We start from the raw sequence: 20833 nt of genomic DNA on the forward strand, positions 1-20833 counted from the left end.
GCGGCCGGGCTCCCCGCCTTCAGCGAGGATGGCCGCCCCTCCGCTACCGGTCGGTGCCGATGTCGACCAGGCCGCACTCGTAGCCGAGGATGACCGCCTGCACCCGGTCCCGCAGACCCAGCTTCGCCAGGATCCGGCCGAGGTGTGTCTTCACCGTGCTCTCGGAGACGAAGAGCGCCGCCGCGATCTCCGCGTTCGACAGCCCTCGCGCCACCAGGGTCAGCACCTCGCGCTCGCGCTCGGTCAGCGCCGCCAGCCGTGCGTCCGCGTCCGGCCGGGGTGGGGTCCTGCCGAGGTAGTGGGCGAAGAGGCGGCGGGTGACGCTCGGGGCGGCCACCGCCTCGCCGGCGGCCACCACCCGGACGGCGGAGATCAGATCGGCGGCGAGCGCGTCCTTGAGCAGGAAGCCGCTGGCTCCGGCCCGAAGCCCGGCCAGCACGTATTCGTCCAGGTCGAAGGTGGTCAGGATGATGACCCGCGCCGCGTGCGGGCCGAGGCGGATGCGGCGGGTCGCCTCGATGCCGTCCAGTCCCGGCATCCGCACGTCCATCAGGACCACGTCCGGCCGGCTACGGGTTACCACGTCCAGGGCCTGTGACCCGTCGGCGGCCTCCCCGACCACCTCGATGTCGCCGGTCTCCTCCAGCACGAGCCGGAACCCGGTACGCACCAGCGTCTGATCGTCGACCAGCACCACCCGTACCGTCATGGCTGCGCCGGCGTGATGTCGCGCGCCGGCAGCGGCAGCGCCGCACACAGCCGGAACCCGCCGCCCTCGGTCCGGCCGGTCTCCAGTTCACCCGCCAGCATGGCGACGCGCTCGGCGATGCCGCGCAACCCGTTGCCGCGCCCGTCCGCCCCGTCCGCCGGGCCCGTGCCGTCGTCGGCCACCTCCACGCGGAGCCGTCCGGGCTCGAAGGCCAGCCGCAGCACGGCGCCGGCGCCCGGGCCCGCGTGCTTCAGCGTGTTCGTCAGGGCCTCCTGCGCGATCCGGTACGCGGACAGGTCGACCGATGCGGGCACCGCCGCCGGCACCCCGTCGACGTGCAGTTCGATCCGCATTCCGGTGGACCGCAACTGGTCGATCAGCGCGGGCAGCGCACCGAGACCCGGCAACGGGGTGAGGCGCGCGTCCTCGTCGGGGGGCGTGCCCCCGACGGCGAGCAGCCGGCGCATCTCGGCCAGCGAGGCGCGCCCGGTGGTGATCACGTGCTGCAACGCGGTGGCGGCGCGGTCCGGATGCCGGTCCAGCGCGGCCGACGCGCCCTGCGCCTGCACCACCATCACCGAGATCCCGTGCGCCACCACGTCGTGCAACTCGCGGGTGATCCGGGCGCGCTCGGCCGCGACCGCCAGGGCGGCCCGTTGCCGCTCCTCCCGGGCCAGATCGGCGGTACGCTGCTCGACGGCGGCCAGGTGCGCGCGCCGGCTGCGCATCGCGTCGCCGACCGCGAACCCCGCGACCAGCAGCAGCCACAGTTCCGTGACCGCCTGGCCCACGGTGACCAGCCGGTCGACCGAGAACACCGGAGGCGGTGCCGGCGCCACCGTGGCCACCTTCTCGACCGACCCCCGCTCGACCTGCTCCCGCACCCTCCCCTTGCCGGCGAACTCCTGCTGTTCGACATAGACCCGCCCGCCTGCCATGGCCGCGTACACGAGGAGCATGGCCAGCGCCAGCACCGCGAGCGAGACCCGCCGGTTCCGGGCCACCGTGGCCACCGTGTACAGCACCAGCGGAAGGGCCAGGTCGAGCAGCTGGAGCTTGGCGTCGGTGAACAGGTGGCCGAGCGTTCCGGCGCCGGTGAGGACCAGTGCCAGCGGGGGATGGTGTTGCCGGACGAGCAGCCCGAGAACGATCAGTGCGGCGAACACCCACCAGGAGCGGTCCGCCGGGAGGGCCATCTTCTCCGCGTACCCCTTCGCGGCGACCGGGTTCGTCCTGGCCAGGAATCCCATCACCAGCCCGGGCCCCACGGTGAGCACGACCAGCACCAGCGCGAGGGCGGCGTCGGTCAGGAGGTGGCGCGGCACGAACCGGGGCACCCTTCCCATGGTAGGGAGCGAGGGCGCCGGCGGCGTCCGACTCAGGTGCTACGTCCGCGGTACCGGCGGCCGTCGGAGGACCGACTCCGGTCCGACGACTTCGCCCGCTCCGGCGGCCACCGTGAAGCCATGACCAGAACAACGTCCACAGTGTTCCTCGCCGCGCTGCTCGCGGTCGGGGCCGGCGCCGCGGGATGCGATCCCGGCGGCGCCGCCTCCGGGGCGAGCCCGTCGGCCTCCGCCTCGGTGAGCCGGCAGCAACTCCTCGCCCTCGGCCAGGAGTGGGTCCAGTGCATCCGCGCACACGGCCTGACCCGGATGCCGGACGCGCAGCTCTCCCAGGGGGGATACCTCGAGTTCCCGCCCAGCGGCGGGTACGACTGGAAGAGAGACCTCAGCAGACATCCACAGGCCATCGATGCATGTAAGTCGATCGAGGACCGTTACCCCCCGAACGCCTTCCGCCCTAAGGAGAAGTTCTCGGCCGACGACCTGCGCAAGCTCGCCGACTACGCCAAGTGCATGCGCGAGCACGGCCTCCCCGAGTTCCCGGATCCGAACGCCGCCGGCGAATTCGACTTCAGTGGAACGCCGCTGGAGAACGGAATCCCGGCACAGAAGAAGAACACCGCGGAGCAGGCCTGCCGGAACATCTGGGACGGGGACATCCGCATCAAGAACGGCGGCGGCGGAGGCAAGAAGTGAGCCGCCGGCGCCGGACCGGCGCCGTGCTCGCGGTCGCGGTGGCCACGCCGCTCGCCGCCGGCGTGGCCTACGCCGCCCGTCCCGAGCCGAACACCCACGACACACCCACCGCGTCGGTGACCGTCGGAACCACCAAGGTCACCAAGGGCACGCTCACCGAGCGCGTCGAGGTCGGTGGCGTCCTCGGGTACGCCGGCTCCTACGCCGTGGACCATCGGGGTGCGCCGGGCGTGCTGACCGCGGCGCCGGACCCGGGCGACACGATCGGCCGCGGCGGCATCCTCTACCGGGTGGCCGACACGCCGGTCCGCCTCCTGCTGGGGCGGGTCCCCGCCTACCGCGACCTCCGGTACGGGATGAGCGACGGCCCCGACGTGCGCCAACTCGAGACCAACCTGGTCGCCATGGGCTTCGACCCGCACCACCGGATCACCGTGGACCGACACTTCAGCGCCGCCACGGCCACGGCGATCCGGCGCTGGGAGGCGTCCTGGGGGCGGCCGTCGTACCGCCGCACCGGACGGCTCACCCAGGGCGAGGTCGTCTTCCTGCCCGACCCGCTGCGCGTCACCCAGCCGCAGGTCCGGGTCGGCGGGACCGTCGGGCCCGGGACGACGGTGCTCACCGGAACGTCGACGACGCGGGCGGTGACCGCCCAACTGGACACCGCGCAGCGCAGCACCGTCCACGTCGGCGACCAGGTCGAGGTCAGCCTGCCGGACGCCGACCCGATCCACGGTCGGGTCACCACCGTCGGCGGGGTCGCGACGGCACCCTCCGGCGACCAGGACAACGGCCCGCAGCAGCCGGAGAATCCGGACCAGGCGACGGTCCCGCTCACCATCGCGGTCCGCGTGCCCGGCGGCTCCGGACTGGACCAGGCACCGGTGAGCGTCACCATCACGACCGGTACCCGCCGCGATGTCCTGCTGGTCCCGATCGCCGCGCTGCTGGCGCGGCCGGGTGGCGGTTACCAGGTCCGCCTGGCCGGCGAGGGCGTCGTACCGGTGGACCCGGGCAGCTTCGACGAGAGCACCGGCCAGGTGGAGATCGTGCACGGCCTCACCGACGGCCAGACCGTGGAGGTGCCGGCGACATGACCGCCGTCCTGGAATTGATCGACGCCCGCAAGGTCTATCCCGGCACCCCGCCGGTCGAGTCGTTGCGCGACGTCACCCTCGCCGTGCACAGCGGCGAGCTGGTCGCCGTGGCAGGCCCGTCCGGTTCCGGCAAGACCACCCTGCTCAACCTCGCCGCCGGCCTGGACCGCCCGTCCGGTGGCTCGGTCCGCATCGCCGGCCACCCGGTCGAGAAGCTGCGCGACCGGCAGCTCTCCGGCGTGCGGGCACACCTGCTCGGCGTCGTCTTCCAGCAGTTCTTCCTGCTGGAGCGGCTCAGCGCGGCCGACAACGTGGCTGCCGGGCTGCTCTACCGCGGGGTGCCGGCCGCGGAGCGCCGCCGGGCCGCGCACGCCGCGTGCGAGCGGGTCGGCCTGGCCCACCGTGCCCACTCCCCCGCCGCTCACCTGTCCGGCGGCGAACGGCAGCGGGTGGCGATCGCCCGCGCGCTGGTGGGCCGGCCCGCCGTGGTGCTCGCCGACGAGCCGACCGGCAACCTCGACTCCGTCACCGGCGCCGGGATCGTCGACCTGCTGCGCGAGCTCAACGACGACGGCGTCACCATCGTGGTGATCACCCATGACGAGCGGGTCGCCGCGGCGATGCGGCGCCGCATCCAGTTGCGGGACGGCCTGGTGGTGCACGACAGCGGGGGTGTGTCGTGAGGTCCCGCCTGCGTGTCGCCGACCTGCTGCCGGTGAGCACCGTGGGCCTGCGGTCACGGCCGGGCCGTGCGGCGCTGTCCATCCTCGGGGTGGCGATCGGGATCGCGGCCATGGTGGCCGTGCTCGGCGTGACCCGGTCCAGCCAGGCCGACGTGCTGGCCCGCATCGACCGGGTCGGCACCAACCTGCTCACGGTGGCCAACGGCAAGACCATCCGCGGGGGCGAGGCCGAGCTGCCGGTGACCGCGGGAGCGGCGGTGGCGCGTACCGACGGGGTGCTCAGCTCGGCCGCGACCGCGACGCTCGAGGAACGGATCTACCGCAACGACCGGATTCCGTCCGGCCGGACCGGCGGGCTGTCCGTGCGGGTCACCGACCCGACGCTGCTCGCCACGCTGGACGCGACCCTGGTGGACGGCCGCTTCCTCGACGCGGCGCTGGCCCGTTATCCGGCGGTGGTGCTCGGCCACTACGCCGCCACGGTGCTGGGCATCAGCGGCGTCTCCGACCATCCGAAGGTCTATCTCGGCGACCGCTGGTACACCGTGGTGGGCATCATGGCGCCGGTCGAACTCGCGCCCGAACTGGATGCGTCGGCGCTGATCGGCGCGCCGGTGGCGGCCGCGCAGTTCGGGTACGCGGGCAACCCGACCCGGATCTTCGTGCGGGCGCAGACCGAGCGCACCGACGAGGTGGCCGGCCTGCTGGGGCGGGCAAGCAACCCCGCCCACCCCGAGGAGGTCGCCGTGAGCCGGCCCTCGGAGGCCCTCACCGCCCGGCTCGCGGTCACCGACGGCACCACCGTCCTGCTGCTCGGCCTGGGCGCGGTGGCCCTGCTGGTGGGCGGCATCGGCATCGCCAACGTGCTGGTGATCTCGGTCCTGGAGCGGCGCGGCGAGATCGGCCTGCGCCGGGCGCTGGGGGCCACCCGGCGGCACGTCGCGGCGCAGTTCCTGGTCGAGTCGCTGCTGCTGGGCGCGGGCGGCGGCGCGGCGGGGATCCTGCTGGGCGCCACGGTCACGTACGCGATGGCGACCCTGCGCGGCTGGCCGCCGCTCGTGCCGGCCGCCGCGGTCGGCGCCGGGCTCGGCGCCGCCGTCCTCATCGGAGGACTGGCGGGTGTCTACCCGGCTCTGCGCGCCGCCCGGCTCTCCCCGGCGACGGCACTGCGCACCGCGTGAACGCACCGCGAGACGACGAACGGGGGACGAGCCCCGGCCGACCGCTGGCGGTCGACCGGGGCTCGTCGGTGGGCGTCGGATCAGGCGAGGTCGAAGCGGTCGAGCTCCATGACCTTGGTCCAGGCGGCGACGAAGTCCGCCACGAACTTCTCACGCGCGTCCGCGCTGGCGTAGACCTCCGCGAGGGCCCGCAGCTGGGAGTTGGACCCGAAGATGAGGTCGACCGCCGTGGCGGTCCACTTCACCTCATCGGTGGCCACGTCCCGGATCTCGTACACGTGCTCCTCGGACTCCGACGCCTTCCACCGGGTGCCCGGGGAGAGCAGGTTGGCGAAGAAGTCGTTGGTGAGCACGCCGGGCCGGTCGGTGAGCACGCCGTGCCGCGTGCCGCCGACGTTGGCCCCGAGGGAGCGCAGGCCGCCGATGAGGACGGTCATCTCCGGCGCCGTCAGGTCGAGCATGTAGGCACGGTCGACGAGCAGCACCTCCGGCTGGGTCTTCTCACCCGGACGCAGGTAGTTGCGGAACCCGTCGGCGCGCGGCTCCAGGACCCGGAAGGACTCGACGTCGGTCTGCTCCTGGCTGGCGTCGGTGCGCCCCGGGTGGAACGGCACCGTCACCTCGACGCCCGCGTCGCGCGCCGCCCTCTCGACGGCGGCCGACCCGGCCAGCACGATCAGGTCCGCGAGCGAGATCTTCGCGCCGCCGCCGGCGTTGAACTCCCGCTGGATGCCCTCGAGGGTCGACAGGACCGTCGCGAGCTGCTCGGGCTGGTTGACCTCCCAGCTGCGCTGCGGCTCGAGGCGGATCCGGGCGCCGTTGGCGCCGCCGCGCTTGTCGGTGGACCGGAAGCTCGCGGCGGAGGCCCAGGCGGTGGAGACCAGCTGGGCGGTGGTGAGGCCGGACTCCAGGATCTTCGCCTTCAGGGCCGCGATGTCGGTCTCGCCCACGAGCTCGTGGTCGACGGCCGGCACCGGGTCCTGCCAGAGCTGGGTCTCCGGGACCCACGGGCCGAGGAAGCGGCTGACCGGACCCATGTCGCGGTGCAGCAGCTTGTACCAGGCCTTGGCGAACGCCAGCGCGAACTCGTCCGGGTTCTCCAGGAACCGGCGGGAGATCTTCTCGTACGCCGGGTCGACGCGCAGCGACAGGTCGGTCGTGAGCATCGTCGGCTTGTACTTCTTCGACGGGTCGAACGGGTCCGGGATGATCTCCGGGGCGTCCTTGGCGACCCACTGCTTCGCGCCGCCGGGGCTCGTGGTGAGCTCCCACTCGAAGCCGAAGAGGATCTCGAAGAAGCGGTTGCTCCACTGCGTCGGCCGGTCGGTCCACGTCACCTCGAGACCGCTGGTGATCGTGTCCGCGCCCTTGCCGCTGCCGTGGGTGCTCAGCCAGCCCAGGCCCTGCGCCTCCAGCGGCGCGCCCTCGGGCTCGGGGCCCACGTGGTCGTCGGCGACGCCGGCGCCGTGGGTCTTGCCGAAGGTGTGGCCGCCGGCGATGAGGGCGACCGTCTCCTCGTCGTTCATCGCCATCCGGGCGAAGGTCTCGCGGATGAAGTGCGCCGCGGCGGCCGGGTCCGCGTTGCCGCGGGGGCCCTCCGGGTTGACGTAGATGAGACCCATCTCGGTCGCGCCGACGCCCGCCACCATCTCCTTCTCGGAGGCGTAGCGCTCGTCGCCGAGCCAGGTGTCCTCCGGGCCCCAGAAGATCTCCTCGGGCTCCCAGACGTCCTCGCGGCCGAAGCCGAATCCGAAGGTCTTGAAGCCCATCGACTCCAGGGCCACGTTGCCGGCGAGCACGAGCAGGTCGGCCCACGAGATCTTCTGGCCGTACTTCTGCTTGACCGGCCACAGCAGCCGGCGGGCCTTGTCGAGGTTGGCGTTGTCCGGCCAGCTGTTGAGCGGGGCGAACCGCTGACCACCGTCGCCGGCGCCGCCGCGACCGTCCTGGATCCGGTAGGTGCCCGCCGCGTGCCAGCTCATCCGGATCATCAGGCCGCCGTAGTGGCCGAAGTCGGCCGGCCACCAGTCCTGCGACGTGGTGAGGACCTGGATGATGTCCTGCTTGAGGGCCTCGACGTCGAGCTTGGCGAACTCCGCGGCGTAGCTGAAGTCAGCGCCCAGCGGGTTGCCCTTCGGCGACTGGGCGTGCAGCACCGACAGGTCGAGCTGGTTGGGCCACCAGTCCCGGTTGGTGCGCGGACGACCCCCGGTCTTCGGGGTCGGCGAGTCGATGGCCGGGTTCTCGCTCTCGCTGCCGTGCGCGGTCACGGAGTCGTGCGCGACCGGGCAGCCGGCCGCCTCCTTCTTGTCCACGCCCTGCGCGCTGGAGGGAGTCTGGCCCTGGGTGTCGCTCATCTACTTCCTTCCGGGACTGACGGATCACTGGGAGGTGCGTGCGGTCGCGCAGCCGGGGCAGGTGCCCCAGTAGACGACCTCCGCCTCGTCGACCACGAACCCCTGGTCGTCGGAGGCGGTGAGACAGGGAGCGTCGCCCACTGCGCAGTCGACGTCGGCGATCGTGCCGCAGGAGCGGCACACGACGTGGTGGTGGTTGTCCCCCACCCGCGACTCGTACCGGGCGGTCGCACCCGCGGGCTGGATGCGCCGCACCAGACCGGCGTCGGTGAGCGCACGCAGCACGTCATACACCGTCTGGTGGGACACTGTGGGATGATTCGCCCGTACCAGGGCGATCACCGTGTCGGTGTCCACGTGCGGGTGGTCGCGCAGCGCGGCGAGCACCGCCAACCGGGGTCGCGTCACGCGCAACGAGACCGCACGGAGCTGGGTCTCGAAGTCGGACGTCATGCGACGAACATAGCCCAGTCTTTTGGAATGAATCAAGTTTTCCGGCGATTCACCCGCGGGACTGAACTCCCTCTCCCAGCGAGAGGTGCGCGGACAGCGCGCGCAGGAAGTCGGGCGCGTCGAAGATCGCCCCGGCCGAGGCGACCCCGGTCGCCCGCGTCCGGCCGTCGAGGATGCGGTCGACCGCCTCGACCGCCAGCGGTGCGCTGACGGCGTAGATGTCCCGGCCGCTGGCGACGACGCGCCGGCGCGTGTCGCCGGAGCGCACGACGACGTCGACGGTGAACGTCTGCGCGGACCGGCCGAGGTCGTCGACCGCGGCCGGCGCGGGCGTGTCCGGCCCGGCCAGGTCCCGGGCCGCGCCCGTGGTCATGTACGTGCGCACCTCGGGGATGGCCAGGTGGCTGGGCACGGTCACGACGTCGGCCATCGTGAACCCGCCGAGGACGCTCCGGCGTCCCAGCGGAGCGGGAAAGTCCCACTCCAGGGTCGGCAGGTCGCCCTCGTCGAGGTGGTACTCCAGCCGGCCACCGGTGTAGCGGACCCGCCGGCCGTCGCGCCGGTCGCGGGAGACCGTGCCCGAGGCGAGGGTCCCGGCCGTGGGGTGCCAGCTGCTCAGCCCGTACGCGACGTGCGCCTCGTCGGCCGCCGTCCAGTCACCCATGGCCGTCGTGACCAGCAGGTCACCGAGCCCGCCGAAGAACGCCATCGCCGGGACCACCGGAACGCCCGCGGCCCGCGCCCGGTCGGCGAAGTGTGTGAACGTGTCGACGTTGGCCTCGATCTCCGCGGCCACGTCCACGTACGGGATCCCGGCGCGCAGGGCGGCCTCGATCACGGGGGCCGCGGTCGAGGCGAACGGGCCGGCACAGTTGACGACCGCGTCCGCCCCCGTCAACGCCCGGTCGAGCGCGGCCCGATCGTCGGCCGACGCCACCCGGTGCTCCAGGCCCGGATGCGACGAGGCCAGCGCCGAAAGCCGCCCCGCGTCGCGACCGACGAGGAGCGGGACGAACCCGCGGTCGCGCAACTCGCGTACCACGAACCGCCCGGTGTGCCCGTACGCGCCGAACACCGCCACGGTCTGACCCGAACTCATCTGCTGCTCCTCTGCCGTAAAGATCGACTGAGAAGATCCTCCGGCAGCGGCCGGAGCCGGGCCAGTGTCGGGAACGACATGCCCCGTACAGTTTCGGACATGGCCACGATCGCCCTCGCCGCCACCGACGGGATGCTGCACTTCGAGCTCGCCATGGCGTGCGAGGTCTTCGCCCACGACCCCTCCGGCCTGGCCGACCCGTGGTACGACCTCGTGGTCTGCGGAGCGGGCCCGGTCGGGATCGGCCGGTTCCGGATGGAACCCGACGCAGGGCTGGAACGGCTCGCAAGCGCCGACACCGTGATCGTCCCGGCCGTGGCGGACATCGACGCGGACCTGCCCACCGACCTGCTCGACGCCGTGCGCGCGGCCCACGAGGCGGGCGCCCGGCTGGTCTCGTTCTGCACGGGCGCCTTCGTGCTGGCCGCCGCCGGCGTGCTCGACGGGCTGTGCGCCACCACCCACTGGGCCCACACCGAGGTGCTGGCCGCCCGCTACCCCCGGGTGAGGGTCGACCCGGACGTGCTCTACGTGGACAACGGCACCGTGCTCGCCTCCGCCGGAAAGGCCGCCGCGGTCGACCTGTGCCTGCACCTGATCCGCCGCGACCACGGCTCGACGGTCGCCAACGCCGTCGCCCGCCGCCTGGTCGTACCCCCGCACCGCGCCGGCGGACAGGCCCAGTTCGTCACCACCCCGGTGCCGGCCCGCGACGACCACCCCCTCGGCGACCTGCTGCCCTGGGCGATGGAACGACTGGACCGGCCGCTGACCGTGGAGGACCTGGCCCGCCAGGCGAACATGAGCTCGCGCAACCTGGCCCGGCACTTCGCGGCGGCGACCGGCACCACCCCGCTGCAGTGGCTGTCGACGCAGCGGATCCGCCGGGCCCAGGAACTGCTGGAGAACAGCGACCGGAGCATCGACGCCGTCGCGCGCGCGGCGGGCATGGGCACCGCCACGACGCTGCGCCGGCACTTCCACCGCACCGTCGGCGTGCCGCCGGAGACCTACCGCCGCACCTTCCGCAGCACCACTCCCCCGGCGTCGTCCTGAAGCCCTCTTGCGCATAACTCTATCTAGGTAGATATTGGCGTCATGGCACGTGCACGACGTCCCTCACCGCAGACCGCGGCCGTGCTCACCGCCCTCGCCGAGGCGGGCGCGGACTGGAGCCACGGCTACGACCTGTGCCGCGCCCTCGGCCTGAAGGCCGGCACCGTCTACCCGATCCTCATCCGCCTCACCGAGCGCGGGCAGGTGGAGACCTCCTGGGAGGTCGACCCGCCGCGCGGGCGGCCGGCCCGGCACCTGTACCGGCTCACCACCGCGGGCGCCGAACTCGCGCGCAGCGTCGCCGCGTCGGCGCGTGCCGCCGCGCCCGCCCCGCGCGCAGCCCGGCTCGCACCCACCACCACCTGACCGCGACCGCTCGAACCCGGCCCGCCCGAGCCGTTCGGAGGCTTCCGATGCTCGACCTCCTCTTCTTCCTGGTGGTGTTCGCACCGGCACCCCTGCTCGCGATCGTGGTGCTCGCCGTCCGCCTGCGCACCTCCCGGGGCGGTGTCCGCACGCTCGCCGCCCGCGCCCGCGCCGCATGGCGGGCCGGCCTCGGACGCCCCGTGTGGCCCGCGCTGATCGCGGTCGCCGCCGGCACCGCCGTGCTCACCGCCGGCCTGGAGCGCGGGTACCTCGCCACGGTCCCGCACGGTGTCCACTGGGACTTCGACCCGGTGCTGCTGACCATCGTGCTCGGGCTGCTCGCGGCGGTCGGGTGCGCCGCGCTCGCCGGCCTGGGCGCGGCCGCCGTCTCCCGGGCCCGCGGGTTCGGGGCCGGGACCGTCGCCGGGCTGCTGGCCCTCGTGGCCGTGGCCGCCGGCACCGCGGCCGCGCACCTGCCGCTGCGCGCCGGCTACCTGGCGGAGCCGGAGCGGTTCCCCGTCGTCCCGAACCTCGCCGACGGCGACCTGCTCGCGCCGTTCGAGTTCTTCCTCGCCGCGCTGATCTGGGCCCTCCCCTGGCCGGTCCTCGGCGCCGCGCTCGGCGCCCGCACCGGGGCCGCGGGTGGCCGGCAGGGCGTACGCGACGTCTGGCAGCTGGTGCTCGACCTGGCCACCGCCGACCTGACCGGGAACCGGTCGGCATGGGGTGCCGCCCTGCGAGCCGAGCTCGCCGCCATCGACCCGCCGCCCGAGCGCCGCGCGTTCGCCCTCGGCGGGGCGTGGGCCGTGCTGCGGTCCGGACGGCCGCCCGGCGCGTGGGTGCGCGCCGCCGGGGTGGCGGTCGTCGTGGCGGGTGGCTCGTTCGCCGCCTCGCGCTGGTCACTCGCGCACGACCGGGGTGGTGTGCTCGGCTTCTGGACGGCCGTCCCGAGCGTTCTGCTGTTCGCGGTCGCGCTGGCCGCGGCCCGGCGTACCCGGTCCTTCGGCGCCGGGCTGCGCGCCGGCGGCCTGGCCGGGCTCGCCGCCCTGCTGGCGGTGCTCGCCGTCGGCATTCCCGAGGCCGCGGTCTGGGCCCACCAGCACGCCGGTTACCTGAGCACGGGTGACGCCGTGCCGCCGACCTGGCAGGCGGCGGTCCTCGACGTGCTGCGTCCGGAGTTCGTCGTCGGCATGATCGTCTTCTGGATCACGGGCGGGGCCGGCGGCGCGGCCCTCGGCGCGGCCGCCGGACGCCTGCGCGGCGGCGCCGACGACGGTCCCGTCACCACTGCCAGCGGCTGACGCCCCACGGAGGAGTTCGCTGCGTCCCGGGCCCGGGACGCGCTGCGCGCCCCGAGGAATGACGTCGGCCGGCGTGGGCAATCGGCCCGGGTACCGGCGGACGAGACCAGCGAGGTGCGCGATGACGGGCAGCAGCGGGCGGGGCGACGAGCAGCAGCCGGAGGCGGCGAACCCGTGGGTCACCCGGGACGGCTTCGACGCGGACCCGCCCTGGGGAGCGGGCGAGCACGATCCGATGGACGAGGGCAGCGAGGAGACCGCCGTACCCGAGGGACGCCGCGGTGAGCGCCGCGCCGGCGCGCCCGCCGGGCCGTCGGGCCGCGCGGGCCGGCACGGGTTGGGATCGGTCGAGCCGACCCGTACCCCGATGGCGGGGCCCGGCGCGCCCCCGGACCCGGCGCCGTCGGGCCGGTCGTTCCCGGACGACGCGGACATCGACTTCCAGTCGGAGGACGCGCTGCGCACGCGCGGCCGGCGCTCCTGAGCGAGCCCCCGCCCTAGACCGCGCGGGGAACGGCGCGCTCGGCGGCCGGGTGCCGGCCCGTCAGGTGCACGCCGGTCAGGACCACCCGGCTGCGGGGAAGCGCCGGGATGCGGTGCAGCGAGATCGTCAGGTCCTGCTCCGGGACCGTGTAGTCCAGGCGCGCCAGCCAGCCGGCGAAGGCCGCCAGCAGGGCCACCGTGACGTCCTCGCCGGGACAGCGGTGCCCGGTGCTCGCGTCGGCCCCGCCCTGCGGGATCAGCTCGTAGGGGTCGGGAGCACGCCCGACGAACCGCCCGGGGTCGAACCGGTACGGGTCGGGCCACAGCCCCGCGTCGTGGTTCTGGCCGTAGATGTCGAGCAGGACGAGTGATCCGGCGCGAACGTGCTGGCCCTGCCAGGTCAGGTCGATGGCCGCCCGGCCACCCACGAACGGCACGAACGGGTAGAAACGGCGTACCTCGTGGGCGAACGCGACTGCGTAGCCGGCGCCGCCGGCGCGCAGCCGGTCGCGCTGCTCGGGCCAGAGGTGCAGCGCGTGTGCCGCGAACGCCACGAACCAGGACACCGCGACGGTGGGGCGGATGATGTTGAGCAGTTCCACGGCGGCGAGCCGGGCGTCCATCAGGTGCCCGTCGCGGCGGCGGTAGGCGGCCACCACGTCCAGCGCCGAACCCGGCGTGGCGGTCACCGTCCCCGCCCGGACCTGCTCGATCAGGCCCGCGAGCCACCGCTCCCGCCGCCCGCGGGCGCGCCGTGCCCGCCAGTGCCGCGGGCCGGGGGTGGCGAACCCGTCGACCAGGGCGACCAGGTCACGGGCCAGGGGCCCCACGTCGGCCGCGGCCAACGGGATCCCGGCCCAGGCACAGACCCCCCTGGTGATCACCCGGCTCGCCTCGTCGAACAGCACGATCCGCCGCCCGTCGCCGGCCGCCGCGACCGCCTCGCGCCAGGCCGCCCCCACCTGGTCGACCAGGGCGGCGACCCGGCGCGCGCCGGTGAGCACGGACCGGAACATGGCCTTGCGGTGCCGGTGGTCGGCGCCGTCGAGCGTGTGGACGGCACGGTTACCGAACAGCGTCCCCCGCACCGGTTCCGGGATGGCTGCGTGCCGTCGCACGTGCCGCTCGTCGTAGAAGAACCGCACCGCGTCGGGCCCGCGCAGCGCGACCGCCGGCTGGCCCATCACCCGGGTACGCACCGCCCGGCCGCCGCCGTGGCGCCACAGCGCGGGCAGCCAGGCGTAGCCGCCCAGCGCCAACCCGAGGGTGTCGTCCAGGTACGGTCCACGCCGCGTCGCCATGACGGTGCAGTGCCCCCTTCACGGAGAGTGAAACGCCGGCCCCGGCCCGGTCAGCGGGCGGCCCGCCTGCGGAACGAGCGCCGGGCCCACAGGTAGGACAGCAGCGAGATCACCGCGCACCAGGACAGCGCCAGGATCGCGCTGCTGCCGATGCCCGTGCCGAGCAGCAGCCCGCGCATCGTCTCGATCACCGGCGTGAACGGCTGGTAGTCGGCGAACCAGCGCAGGCCGACCGGCATGGTGTCGGTGGGCACGAAGGCGCTGCCCAGGAACGGCAGGAGGGTCAGGAACATGGGCAGGTTGCTGGCGGTCTCGACGCTGTCGCTGACGAGGCCGAGCGCGACCGACAGCCAGATGAGCGCGAACGCGATCGCGGCGAGCACGCCGGCGGTGGCGAGCCACTCGATCGGGGTGGCGGTGGGGCGGAAGCCGATGGCCAGGGCGATGCCGAGCACCACGGCGATGCAGAGCAGGGTCTGCACGAGACTGCCGAGGACGTGCCCGGTCAGCACGGCGGCCCGGGAGATGGCCATGGTGCGGAAGCGGTCGACGATGCCCTCGGTCATGTCCATCGCCACGGAGATGGCGGTTCCCTGGGCGGCGCCGGTCACGCTGAACAGCAGGATGCCCGGCAGCAGGTAGTTGAGGTAGGCGCCGCGGTCCCCGCCTCCCCCGGGGAGGCCGGCGCCGAGCGTCTCGCCGAAGACGTAGACGAACAGCAGCAGGAGGACGACGGGCATGCCGATCAGCATCGCGGTCAGCGACGGGTACCGCTGGATGTGGCGGATCTGCCGGCGGAGCATGGTCGCCGAGTCGGTCACGGCGTAGGCGAGGCTGGTCATCGGTGTCCCCCGGTCGTGGCGTGGTCTGCGGCAGTGGATGCGGGCGTGCCGGTGAAGGCGAAGAAGACGTCGTCCAGGTCGGGCGTGTGGATCGAGAGGTGGTCGACCTCGACGTGGGCGTCGTCGAGCCGGTCGAGCAGGGTCCGCAGTGAGCGGACGTCGCCGTCGCTGGGGACCTGCAGAATGAGGGCGTCGTCGTCGGGCTGGCCGGTGGCGACGAGGCGGGCGGCCGCGTGCAGCGCGGTGAGGTCGGGGAACCGCAGCCGGATGTGCCCGCCGGGGATGCTCCGCTTCAGCTCGTCGGGGGTGCCCTCGACGACGATGCGGCCGTGGTCGAGCACGGCGATGCGGTCGGCGAGCTGATCGGCCTCGTCGAGGTACTGGGTGGTCAGGAACACGGTGACGCCCTCGGCGACGAGACCGCGGATGATCTGCCACATGGCGTGCCGGCTGCGGGGATCGAGGCCGGTGGTGGGCTCGTCGAGGAAGATCAGCCGTGGCTCGCCGACCAGGGTCATGGCAAGATCGAGACGGCGGCGCATCCCGCCCGAGTAGACCGAGACGGGCTTGCGGGCCAGCTCACCGAGGTCGAAGCGGTCGGTCAGCCCGGCGATGCGGCGCCGGCCCTCGGCGCGACCCAGGTGGTGCAGGTCGGCCATCAGCCGGAGGTTCTCCTCGCCGGTGAGGAGGTTGTCCACCGCCGAGAACTGACCGGTCACGCCGATCGCCGCCCGCACCCCGTCGGGCTCGGCGGCCAGGTCGTGGCCGGCGACGCGGATCGATCCGGCGTCGGCGGGCAGGAGGGTGGACAGGATCCGCACCATGGTGGTCTTGCCCGCGCCGTTCGGCCCGAGCAGCGAGAAGACGGTGCCCTCGGTCACCATGAGATCGATGCCGTCGAGGACGACCGTGTCCCCGAAGGTCTTGCGCAGGCCGGACACCGAGATGGCCGGCCGGGTCGCGGTGGTTACCGCCATTGCTTCCTCCACTGGTCGAGAGCGCTGCGGAACATGAGGGCGCGAACCATCGCCGGTCCGGCCGTCCGGGCCGGACCGGGGAACGAGGGCGTGCGTCAGGAGCGGTGGATCACGATGTCGCCGAACGCCGTGCGGGCGCGTACCTCGGCCTTCTCGTCGGTGTCGGCCGGGCCGGTGGCGGCGTCCAGCTCGTTGCGGACCTTGCCGAAGCTGGTGTGCAGGTCGAGCAGGGCGGCGGTGCCGCGCCGGATGCCGACCTCGATCCGCCCGGCCGCCGTGCGCAACGTCGCCGAGCCGCGGACCAGCTCACCCACGCGGATGTCGCCGTTGGCGGTGTTCGCCGTGACCGAGGCCGCGGCGTGCTCGGCGACCACGCTGCCGTTCGCCGAGCGGACCCGCAGGTCGCCGCCGGTCTCGCCGATCCACGTGTCACCGTTGCTGTTCTTGAGGACGGCGTGCCCGCCGACGGCGCGGACGCTGAGCTTGCCGGAGCCGGTGGTGACCTCGGCGTCGCCCGCCACGGTCTCGGCGATGGCCGCACCGAAGCCGGTGTGGAGGCTGAGCTTGTCGGCGTCCTCGACCTGGAGGTCGCCGGCCCCGGTCTTGAGCCGGCAGTCGGCCAGCGGGCCGGAGCAGCTGACGGCCCCGACGCCCAGCTTGGCGTCCACCCCGGAGGCCGCCGGCAGGTCGATGGTCACCTCGACGGAGCCGGTACGGCCGAAGACGCCGAAGCCGGGTTGCCGGGGCCCGCGGACCACGAGGCGGCCGGAGGCGTACTCCACCCGGGTCTGCGCGGCGGCGCGGACGTCGCGCTCGTCGGATTCGTCGGCGGGCCGCACCTGCACGACGGTGTCGGTGCGCGGGCCGGCGGTCATCCGTACCTCGCCGGCGACGAGGTCGACCGACGCCGAGATCGGTGCGGGGGTGTCGAAGGATGGCATGGTGCTCCCCTTTCGGGTGGTCGGTGGGGCCGGCGCGGTCAGCGCGCCCAGCCGGTGAAGCGCTGACCGCCGGTGGCGGGACCGGCAAGGCGCGGGGTGTCGGCCCGGTGGTGCCGGCTGTCGGCGTCAACGGCGGCGGCCGCGGCCCGGATGAGCCAGGTGTTGATCGAGACGCCGGCGCGGCCGGCCGCCTGCTCGACGCGCGTCTTGAGGTGCTCGGGCAGCCGCAGGCTGATCCGCACGGTCGCCTCGTCCTCACCGTCGGCGGGTGGCGGCGGCAGCGGAGCCGGCGGAGGCGCCGGCGCCGCCTCGTCGGCCCACTCCTCGGTCGGCGGTGGCGTCACGACGAAGCTGGGCTCCCGGTTCCGCAGGCGCAGGTCGACCGAACCGGGCGCGAGGTCGCGAGTGATCTCGGTGGCCGCCTCGGACAGCGCGTCCAGCAGGGCGAGCCGGATCGCGGACTCCAGCGGTGCGGTGAGTCGCTCGGCGACCTCCCGGGCGTCGTCCCCGCCCGCGGCGGCGGCGACCGCGAGCTGGTGCCGGATGGCGTCGACGTAGGGGCGAAGTTCCATGACGCCAGTATGGCATCACCGTGATGCCATCTGCAACCACAGTGATGCCATTGACCCGGTGGCCGACTTCGCCGAGCTGGAGCGGCGGGCACGCCGGGCCAGCAGCCGGATCGCCTGGGCGTACGTCGCTGGAGGCGCCGAATCGATCGGGGCGGGCGGCCTCGTGGTCACCCTGGGCACCACCGTGCTCGGCTGGCGGCCGCAGGACCTCAATCTCGGGTCCCTGCCGTTCACCCGCGGCGTCGGCATCGCCCAGTACACCTCGGATCCGCGCTTCGGCGCGATCGTCGCCGACCGGGTGGCCCGGCCGGCCACGAAGCTCGACCTCGGTGTGGACGCGATCGTGGTGTTCCAACCACGGCGGCCGGCAGGTCGACAACGCGATCGCCTCCCTCGACGCCCTGGTCGCGATCCGCGACGCCATCGGCCCGGAGCCGACGCTGCTGCTCGGCAGCGGCATCCGCACCGGGGCGGGACGTCTTCGTGGCGCTCGCCCCGGGGGCCGACGCCGCGCTGCTGGGCCGGCCGCACCTGTACGGGCTGGCGCTCGCGGGACAGCGCGGCGTGGAGGACGTCATCCGCAACGTGGTGGCCGAACTCGACCTCACCATGGCGCTCTCCGGCGCCCGGGACATCGCCGCCGTGACCCGCGACCTGGTCTCCGCCGCCGGCTGACCGCCGCCGCTCAGAGGTCGAGGGCGCCCAGTTCGGCGCGGCCGGTGACGCCGAGCTTCGGGTAGGCCTTGTACAGGTGGTAGGCGACCGTCTTGGGGCTGAGGAAGAGCTGCGCGGCGATGTCCCGGTTGGAGAGCCCGGTGCCGGCGAGCCGGGCGATCTGCAGCTCCTGCGGGGTGAGGTCGGCGGCGGCCGACGCGGCGGGCTGCGGTGCGCGCAGCCCGGTCGCCTCCAGCTCGCCGCGGGCCCGCGCCGCCCACGGCGCCGCTTCCAGCTGGTCGAACGTCTGGAGGGCGCGGTGCAGCAGGCTGCGCGCCTCGGTCCTGCGCCGGGCGCGGCGCAGCCACTCCCCGTACAGCAGCTCGGTGCGCGCCTGCTCGAACGGGCGGCCACCGGCCTTCAGGGCGAGCAGGTGATCCTGCTCGTCGCCGGTGAGCAGCGCCCGGCACCGGTGCGCAAGGGACGTCGCCCACGGCTGGTCCACCCGCTCCGCCCAGGCCCGGAAGCGGGCGTACGCCGCCTCGGCCCGCTCGGGCACGCCGGCCCGGACGGCCGCCTCGACCAGGTCGGGCACGCTCCGGTACGCGCACACCTGGTGGGCGTACGGGTTCTCCTGCAGCGCGGCGAGGCGGGTCACGGCGGACTCGGCCCGGCCCTGGCCCAGGTCGAGCAGGCCCAGCGCCCACAGCGTCCACGCCCGACCGCCGGCCTCGGCGCCCGCCGCGGCGCCGTCCAGCGCCGAGGCCACCAGGTCCTGGCAGCGCGTCTCGTCGCCGGCCACCGCGGCCAGCACCGCCTGGACGGCACGCAACTGGCTGACCCAGAGCGGCTGGCCGCCGTCGCGGGCCACGCGGACCGCCTCGTCCAGGCTGATAGTGGCGTCCCGGTGCCGGCCGTGGAAGAACTCCGCCTCGGCGAGGAAGAACAGCAGGGTGGGCAGCAGCCCGAGGATGCCGTCGGCCCGGCAGCGGGCGACCAGGGCGCTCGCCAGCTCGTACGTCTCGGTGTCCTGCCCCGCGACGAAGCCGAGGCCGCAGAGCTGCAGCCGGTCGCGGGGTTCGCCGCCCACCTCGGCGGCGGTCGCGGCCAGCGGCAGCGGGCGGCCCCGGACGGCGGCCACCTGGTACCGGGCCACCGGATGGTCGAGCGTGGCGAGCTGGTCGAGGCAGTCGCCCAGGTGCGGCTCACCGAGGTACCAGGCCGGGTGGAACGCCGCCACCAGCAGGGCGTCCCGCTGGTCCGGGTCGAGCGTCGCGCCCCGGGTCATGAGGTCGTACGCGGTCTGGTGGCCGCCCTGCCAGAACCAGGCGTGCCCCTCGACCCAGGCGACGCGGGCGTGGAAGGTCGGCTCGTCCACCAGGCCGGCCGCCCGCTCGGCGAGCCGGACCGCGTCGCCGAGGTGCCCCGACTGGAGGCCGCTCTCCGCCGCGAGCAGCAGCCGGCGTGCCGTCGCGGCCGCGTCCCCGCTCAGCTCGGCGGCGCGCTCGTACGCGGCGAGCGCCGCGCCGTAGCCGCTGCGGCCGCGCGCCTGCTCGGCGGTGCGTTCCAGCGCGGCGGCCACCGCCTCGTCCGGCCCGGCGGTGGCCGCGGCGAGGTGCCAGGCCCGCCGGTCGGCGGTCTCGGGCGTCGTGAGCACGTCCGCGAGCGCCCGGTGGACGGCGAGCCGCTCCGGGTACGGTGCGGCCGCGTGCACCGCGGCGCGGACCAGCGGGTGGCGGAACCGCAGCCGCCGTCCGGTGACCTCGACGAGCCGGGCCTCCTCCGCCGGGCGCAGGTCGGCCGGACCGCCGCCGAGGGGCGCGGCGGCGCGCAGCAGCACGTCCAGGTCGCCGGTGTCCTCGACGGCGGCGACGCGCAGCAGCGCCCGGGTGCCGGCGGGCAGCCGGTCGACCTGACCGTGGAACGCCGCCAGCAACCGGTCGGTCAGTGGCAGCGGGCCGCCGGCCTCGCCGGCGTCGAGGACTCCGGGCAGCTCGATCAGCGCGAGCGGGTTGCCCTGCGCCTCGGCCAGCACCCGCATCCGTACCTCGGGAGCCAGCCGCGGGTCGAGCAGCCGGACGGCGTCGGCCGGCGCGAGCGCGCCCACGGTCAGCTCCGGCAGGCCCGGGGCGGGGAAGCTCCCGTCCCGGGCCGCGAAGATCATCACCACGCCCTCGGCGTGCAGCCGGCGGGCGGCGAAGAGCAGCGCCTCGGCGGAGACCGTGTCCAGCCAGTGCGCGTCGTCGACGAGGCAGAGCAGGGGGCCGTCCTCGGCGAGGTCCGCCAGGAGCGACAGCACCGCGAGCCCCACCAGCAGCCGGTCGGCGGGAGCGCCGCCACCGAGCCCGAACGCGGCGGCGAGCACCTGCCGCTGCGGGCCGGGCAGCCGGTCGAGGCGGTCGAGCGCGGGCCGCACGAGCTGGCTCAGCCCGGCGAACGGCAGCTCGGCCTCGAACTCGGCCGCGCTGGCCCGCAGCACCCGCGGCGGCCCGCCGGCCGGCGACGTCAGCCCGGCGGCCCAGTCCAGCAGCGCGGTCTTGCCGATGCCCGGGCCGCCGCGCAGCACCAGCGCGGCGCTCTCCCCCGCCCGGGCCCGCGCCACCAGGGCCGTGATCCGGTCCTGCTCTGCGGCGCGGCCGTGCAACATTCCCGCACCCTACACAGGTACGCGATACCTAAGCGCTACCGATTCCGGTGCGCTCGATCATCCCTAGCG

Annotated in this window: 20 protein-coding genes and 1 pseudogene; 10 read left to right on the plus strand and 11 right to left on the minus strand. The window is 74.5% G+C overall.

Translation table 11 applies throughout. From position 1 onward, the window contains the following. Window positions 1–43: 43 nt before the first annotated feature. Both GA0070214_RS04345 and GA0070214_RS04350 read right to left on the minus strand, forming a co-directional pair. The gene (locus GA0070214_RS04345; protein WP_091259202.1) at window positions 44–709 is read right to left on the minus strand and encodes a response regulator; all 666 of its coding nucleotides are present in this window, start codon (window positions 707–709) and stop codon (window positions 44–46) included. Continuing rightward, window positions 706–2046, minus strand: a complete 1341-nt coding sequence (locus GA0070214_RS04350) for a sensor histidine kinase (protein ID WP_167364190.1) — start codon at window positions 2044–2046, stop codon at window positions 706–708. The genes GA0070214_RS04345 and GA0070214_RS04350 overlap by 4 nt, the downstream gene beginning before the upstream one ends. Before the next feature lie 129 nt (window positions 2047–2175). Here GA0070214_RS04350 and GA0070214_RS04355 point away from each other — a divergent pair, with 129 nt between their 5' ends. Genes GA0070214_RS04355 through GA0070214_RS04370 form a run of 4 tightly spaced genes read left to right on the plus strand, consistent with a single transcriptional unit; the run spans window position 2176 to window position 5715 of the window. Continuing rightward, entirely contained in the window at window positions 2176–2751 is a 576-nt protein-coding gene (locus tag GA0070214_RS04355) for a hypothetical protein (RefSeq protein ID WP_139141744.1), read from the plus strand. Further along, window positions 2748–3851 (plus strand): hypothetical protein, encoded by a 1104-nt coding sequence (locus GA0070214_RS04360; protein WP_091259207.1) that lies wholly within the window; start codon window positions 2748–2750, stop codon window positions 3849–3851. The genes GA0070214_RS04355 and GA0070214_RS04360 overlap by 4 nt, the downstream gene beginning before the upstream one ends. Then, complete coding sequence (locus tag GA0070214_RS04365) at window positions 3848–4534, plus strand: ABC transporter ATP-binding protein (protein ID WP_091259209.1); 687 nt, start codon at window positions 3848–3850, stop codon at window positions 4532–4534. The genes GA0070214_RS04360 and GA0070214_RS04365 overlap by 4 nt, the downstream gene beginning before the upstream one ends. Continuing rightward, window positions 4531–5715, plus strand: coding sequence for an ABC transporter permease (locus GA0070214_RS04370; RefSeq protein WP_091259211.1), 1185 nt, complete (start codon window positions 4531–4533; stop codon window positions 5713–5715). Before GA0070214_RS04365 ends, GA0070214_RS04370 begins: the two co-directional genes overlap by 4 nt. An 80-nt stretch (window positions 5716–5795) precedes the next feature. Here the strand turns inward: GA0070214_RS04370 and katG are convergent, their stop codons facing one another. Genes katG through GA0070214_RS04385 form a run of 3 tightly spaced genes read right to left on the minus strand, consistent with a single transcriptional unit; the run spans window position 5796 to window position 9624 of the window. Then, window positions 5796–8072: a catalase/peroxidase HPI gene (gene katG / locus GA0070214_RS04375; RefSeq protein WP_091259213.1), complete on the minus strand. Its 2277-nt coding sequence runs from the start codon at window positions 8070–8072 to the stop codon at window positions 5796–5798. Between the two features lie 24 nt (window positions 8073–8096). Then, window positions 8097–8525: a Fur family transcriptional regulator gene (locus GA0070214_RS04380; protein ID WP_091259216.1), complete on the minus strand. Its 429-nt coding sequence runs from the start codon at window positions 8523–8525 to the stop codon at window positions 8097–8099. A 49-nt stretch (window positions 8526–8574) separates the two neighbouring features. Continuing rightward, window positions 8575–9624, minus strand: coding sequence for a saccharopine dehydrogenase family protein (locus GA0070214_RS04385; RefSeq protein ID WP_091259217.1), 1050 nt, complete (start codon window positions 9622–9624; stop codon window positions 8575–8577). Between the two features lie 99 nt (window positions 9625–9723). On the opposite strand from GA0070214_RS04385, the gene GA0070214_RS04390 reads away from it, so the two are divergent. From GA0070214_RS04390 to GA0070214_RS04405, 4 genes are all read left to right on the plus strand, one after another. Further along, on the plus strand, window positions 9724–10680 hold the full coding sequence (locus tag GA0070214_RS04390; protein ID WP_091259219.1) for a helix-turn-helix domain-containing protein: 957 nt from the start codon (window positions 9724–9726) through the stop codon (window positions 10678–10680). Between the two features lie 42 nt (window positions 10681–10722). After that, window positions 10723–11046, plus strand: coding sequence for a PadR family transcriptional regulator (locus GA0070214_RS04395; protein ID WP_091259222.1), 324 nt, complete (start codon window positions 10723–10725; stop codon window positions 11044–11046). 47 nt (window positions 11047–11093) lie between these two features. Further along, complete coding sequence (locus tag GA0070214_RS04400) at window positions 11094–12347, plus strand: hypothetical protein (RefSeq protein WP_091259223.1); 1254 nt, start codon at window positions 11094–11096, stop codon at window positions 12345–12347. Window positions 12348–12468: 121 nt separating this feature from the next. After that, window positions 12469–12831, plus strand: coding sequence for a hypothetical protein (locus GA0070214_RS04405; protein WP_091259224.1), 363 nt, complete (start codon window positions 12469–12471; stop codon window positions 12829–12831). Between the two features lie 13 nt (window positions 12832–12844). Here the strand turns inward: GA0070214_RS04405 and GA0070214_RS04410 are convergent, their stop codons facing one another. The 5 genes from GA0070214_RS04410 to GA0070214_RS04430 form a co-directional block, all read right to left on the minus strand. Further along, on the minus strand, window positions 12845–14131 hold the full coding sequence (locus tag GA0070214_RS04410) for a cytochrome P450 (RefSeq protein WP_091259226.1): 1287 nt from the start codon (window positions 14129–14131) through the stop codon (window positions 12845–12847). Between the two features lie 50 nt (window positions 14132–14181). After that, a complete protein-coding gene (locus GA0070214_RS04415; RefSeq protein WP_091259228.1) occupies window positions 14182–14973 on the minus strand; it encodes an ABC transporter permease in 792 nt (263 codons plus the stop codon). Continuing rightward, entirely contained in the window at window positions 14970–15950 is a 981-nt protein-coding gene (locus tag GA0070214_RS04420; protein ID WP_091259229.1) for an ATP-binding cassette domain-containing protein, read from the minus strand. Before GA0070214_RS04420 ends, GA0070214_RS04415 begins: the two co-directional genes overlap by 4 nt. 95 nt (window positions 15951–16045) lie before the next feature. Further along, complete coding sequence (locus tag GA0070214_RS04425) at window positions 16046–16891, minus strand: DUF4097 family beta strand repeat-containing protein (protein WP_091259230.1); 846 nt, start codon at window positions 16889–16891, stop codon at window positions 16046–16048. Window positions 16892–16929: 38 nt separating this feature from the next. Beyond that, complete coding sequence (locus GA0070214_RS04430; RefSeq protein ID WP_091259232.1) at window positions 16930–17463, minus strand: hypothetical protein; 534 nt, start codon at window positions 17461–17463, stop codon at window positions 16930–16932. Window positions 17464–17507: 44 nt separating this feature from the next. Here GA0070214_RS04430 and GA0070214_RS32740 point away from each other — a divergent pair. Next, window positions 17508–17873 (plus strand): annotated as a pseudogene (locus GA0070214_RS32740) (hypothetical protein); the annotation flags it as partial. Window positions 17874–17946: 73 nt separating this feature from the next. Then, entirely contained in the window at window positions 17947–18138 is a 192-nt protein-coding gene (locus tag GA0070214_RS32745; RefSeq protein ID WP_279615639.1) for an alpha-hydroxy-acid oxidizing protein, read from the plus strand. A gap of 10 nt (window positions 18139–18148) precedes the next feature. Here GA0070214_RS32745 and GA0070214_RS04440 read toward each other — a convergent pair whose 3' ends face one another. Next, the gene (locus tag GA0070214_RS04440) at window positions 18149–20764 is read right to left on the minus strand and encodes a helix-turn-helix transcriptional regulator (RefSeq protein WP_091259234.1); all 2616 of its coding nucleotides are present in this window, start codon (window positions 20762–20764) and stop codon (window positions 18149–18151) included. Between the last annotated feature and the right edge of the window lie 69 nt (window positions 20765–20833).

The organism is Micromonospora chaiyaphumensis, from assembly GCF_900091435.1.
Taxonomy (GTDB): Bacteria; Actinomycetota; Actinomycetes; order Mycobacteriales; family Micromonosporaceae; genus Micromonospora; species Micromonospora chaiyaphumensis.

Excerpts from the sequence above, each read along its gene's own strand:
- katG (WP_091259213.1), bottom strand. The coding sequence starts at position 8,072 with ATGAGCGACACCCAGGGCCAGACTCCCTCCAGCGCGCAGGGCGTGGAC.
- GA0070214_RS04380 (WP_091259216.1), bottom strand. The coding sequence starts at position 8,525 with ATGACGTCCGACTTCGAGACCCAGCTCCGTGCGGTCTCGTTGCGCGTG.
- GA0070214_RS04405 (WP_091259224.1), top strand. The coding sequence starts at position 12,469 with ATGACGGGCAGCAGCGGGCGGGGCGACGAGCAGCAGCCGGAGGCGGCG.
- GA0070214_RS04365 (WP_091259209.1), top strand. The coding sequence starts at position 3,848 with ATGACCGCCGTCCTGGAATTGATCGACGCCCGCAAGGTCTATCCCGGC.
- GA0070214_RS04345 (WP_091259202.1), bottom strand. The coding sequence starts at position 709 with ATGACGGTACGGGTGGTGCTGGTCGACGATCAGACGCTGGTGCGTACC.
- GA0070214_RS04385 (WP_091259217.1), bottom strand. The coding sequence starts at position 9,624 with ATGAGTTCGGGTCAGACCGTGGCGGTGTTCGGCGCGTACGGGCACACC.
- GA0070214_RS04440 (WP_091259234.1), bottom strand. The coding sequence starts at position 20,764 with ATGTTGCACGGCCGCGCCGCAGAGCAGGACCGGATCACGGCCCTGGTG.
- GA0070214_RS04355 (WP_139141744.1), top strand. The coding sequence starts at position 2,176 with ATGACCAGAACAACGTCCACAGTGTTCCTCGCCGCGCTGCTCGCGGTC.
- GA0070214_RS04415 (WP_091259228.1), bottom strand. The coding sequence starts at position 14,973 with ATGACCAGCCTCGCCTACGCCGTGACCGACTCGGCGACCATGCTCCGC.
- GA0070214_RS04390 (WP_091259219.1), top strand. The coding sequence starts at position 9,724 with ATGGCCACGATCGCCCTCGCCGCCACCGACGGGATGCTGCACTTCGAG.
- GA0070214_RS04395 (WP_091259222.1), top strand. The coding sequence starts at position 10,723 with ATGGCACGTGCACGACGTCCCTCACCGCAGACCGCGGCCGTGCTCACC.
- GA0070214_RS04420 (WP_091259229.1), bottom strand. The coding sequence starts at position 15,950 with ATGGCGGTAACCACCGCGACCCGGCCGGCCATCTCGGTGTCCGGCCTG.
- GA0070214_RS04400 (WP_091259223.1), top strand. The coding sequence starts at position 11,094 with ATGCTCGACCTCCTCTTCTTCCTGGTGGTGTTCGCACCGGCACCCCTG.
- GA0070214_RS04430 (WP_091259232.1), bottom strand. The coding sequence starts at position 17,463 with ATGGAACTTCGCCCCTACGTCGACGCCATCCGGCACCAGCTCGCGGTC.
- GA0070214_RS04425 (WP_091259230.1), bottom strand. The coding sequence starts at position 16,891 with ATGCCATCCTTCGACACCCCCGCACCGATCTCGGCGTCGGTCGACCTC.
- GA0070214_RS04410 (WP_091259226.1), bottom strand. The coding sequence starts at position 14,131 with ATGGCGACGCGGCGTGGACCGTACCTGGACGACACCCTCGGGTTGGCG.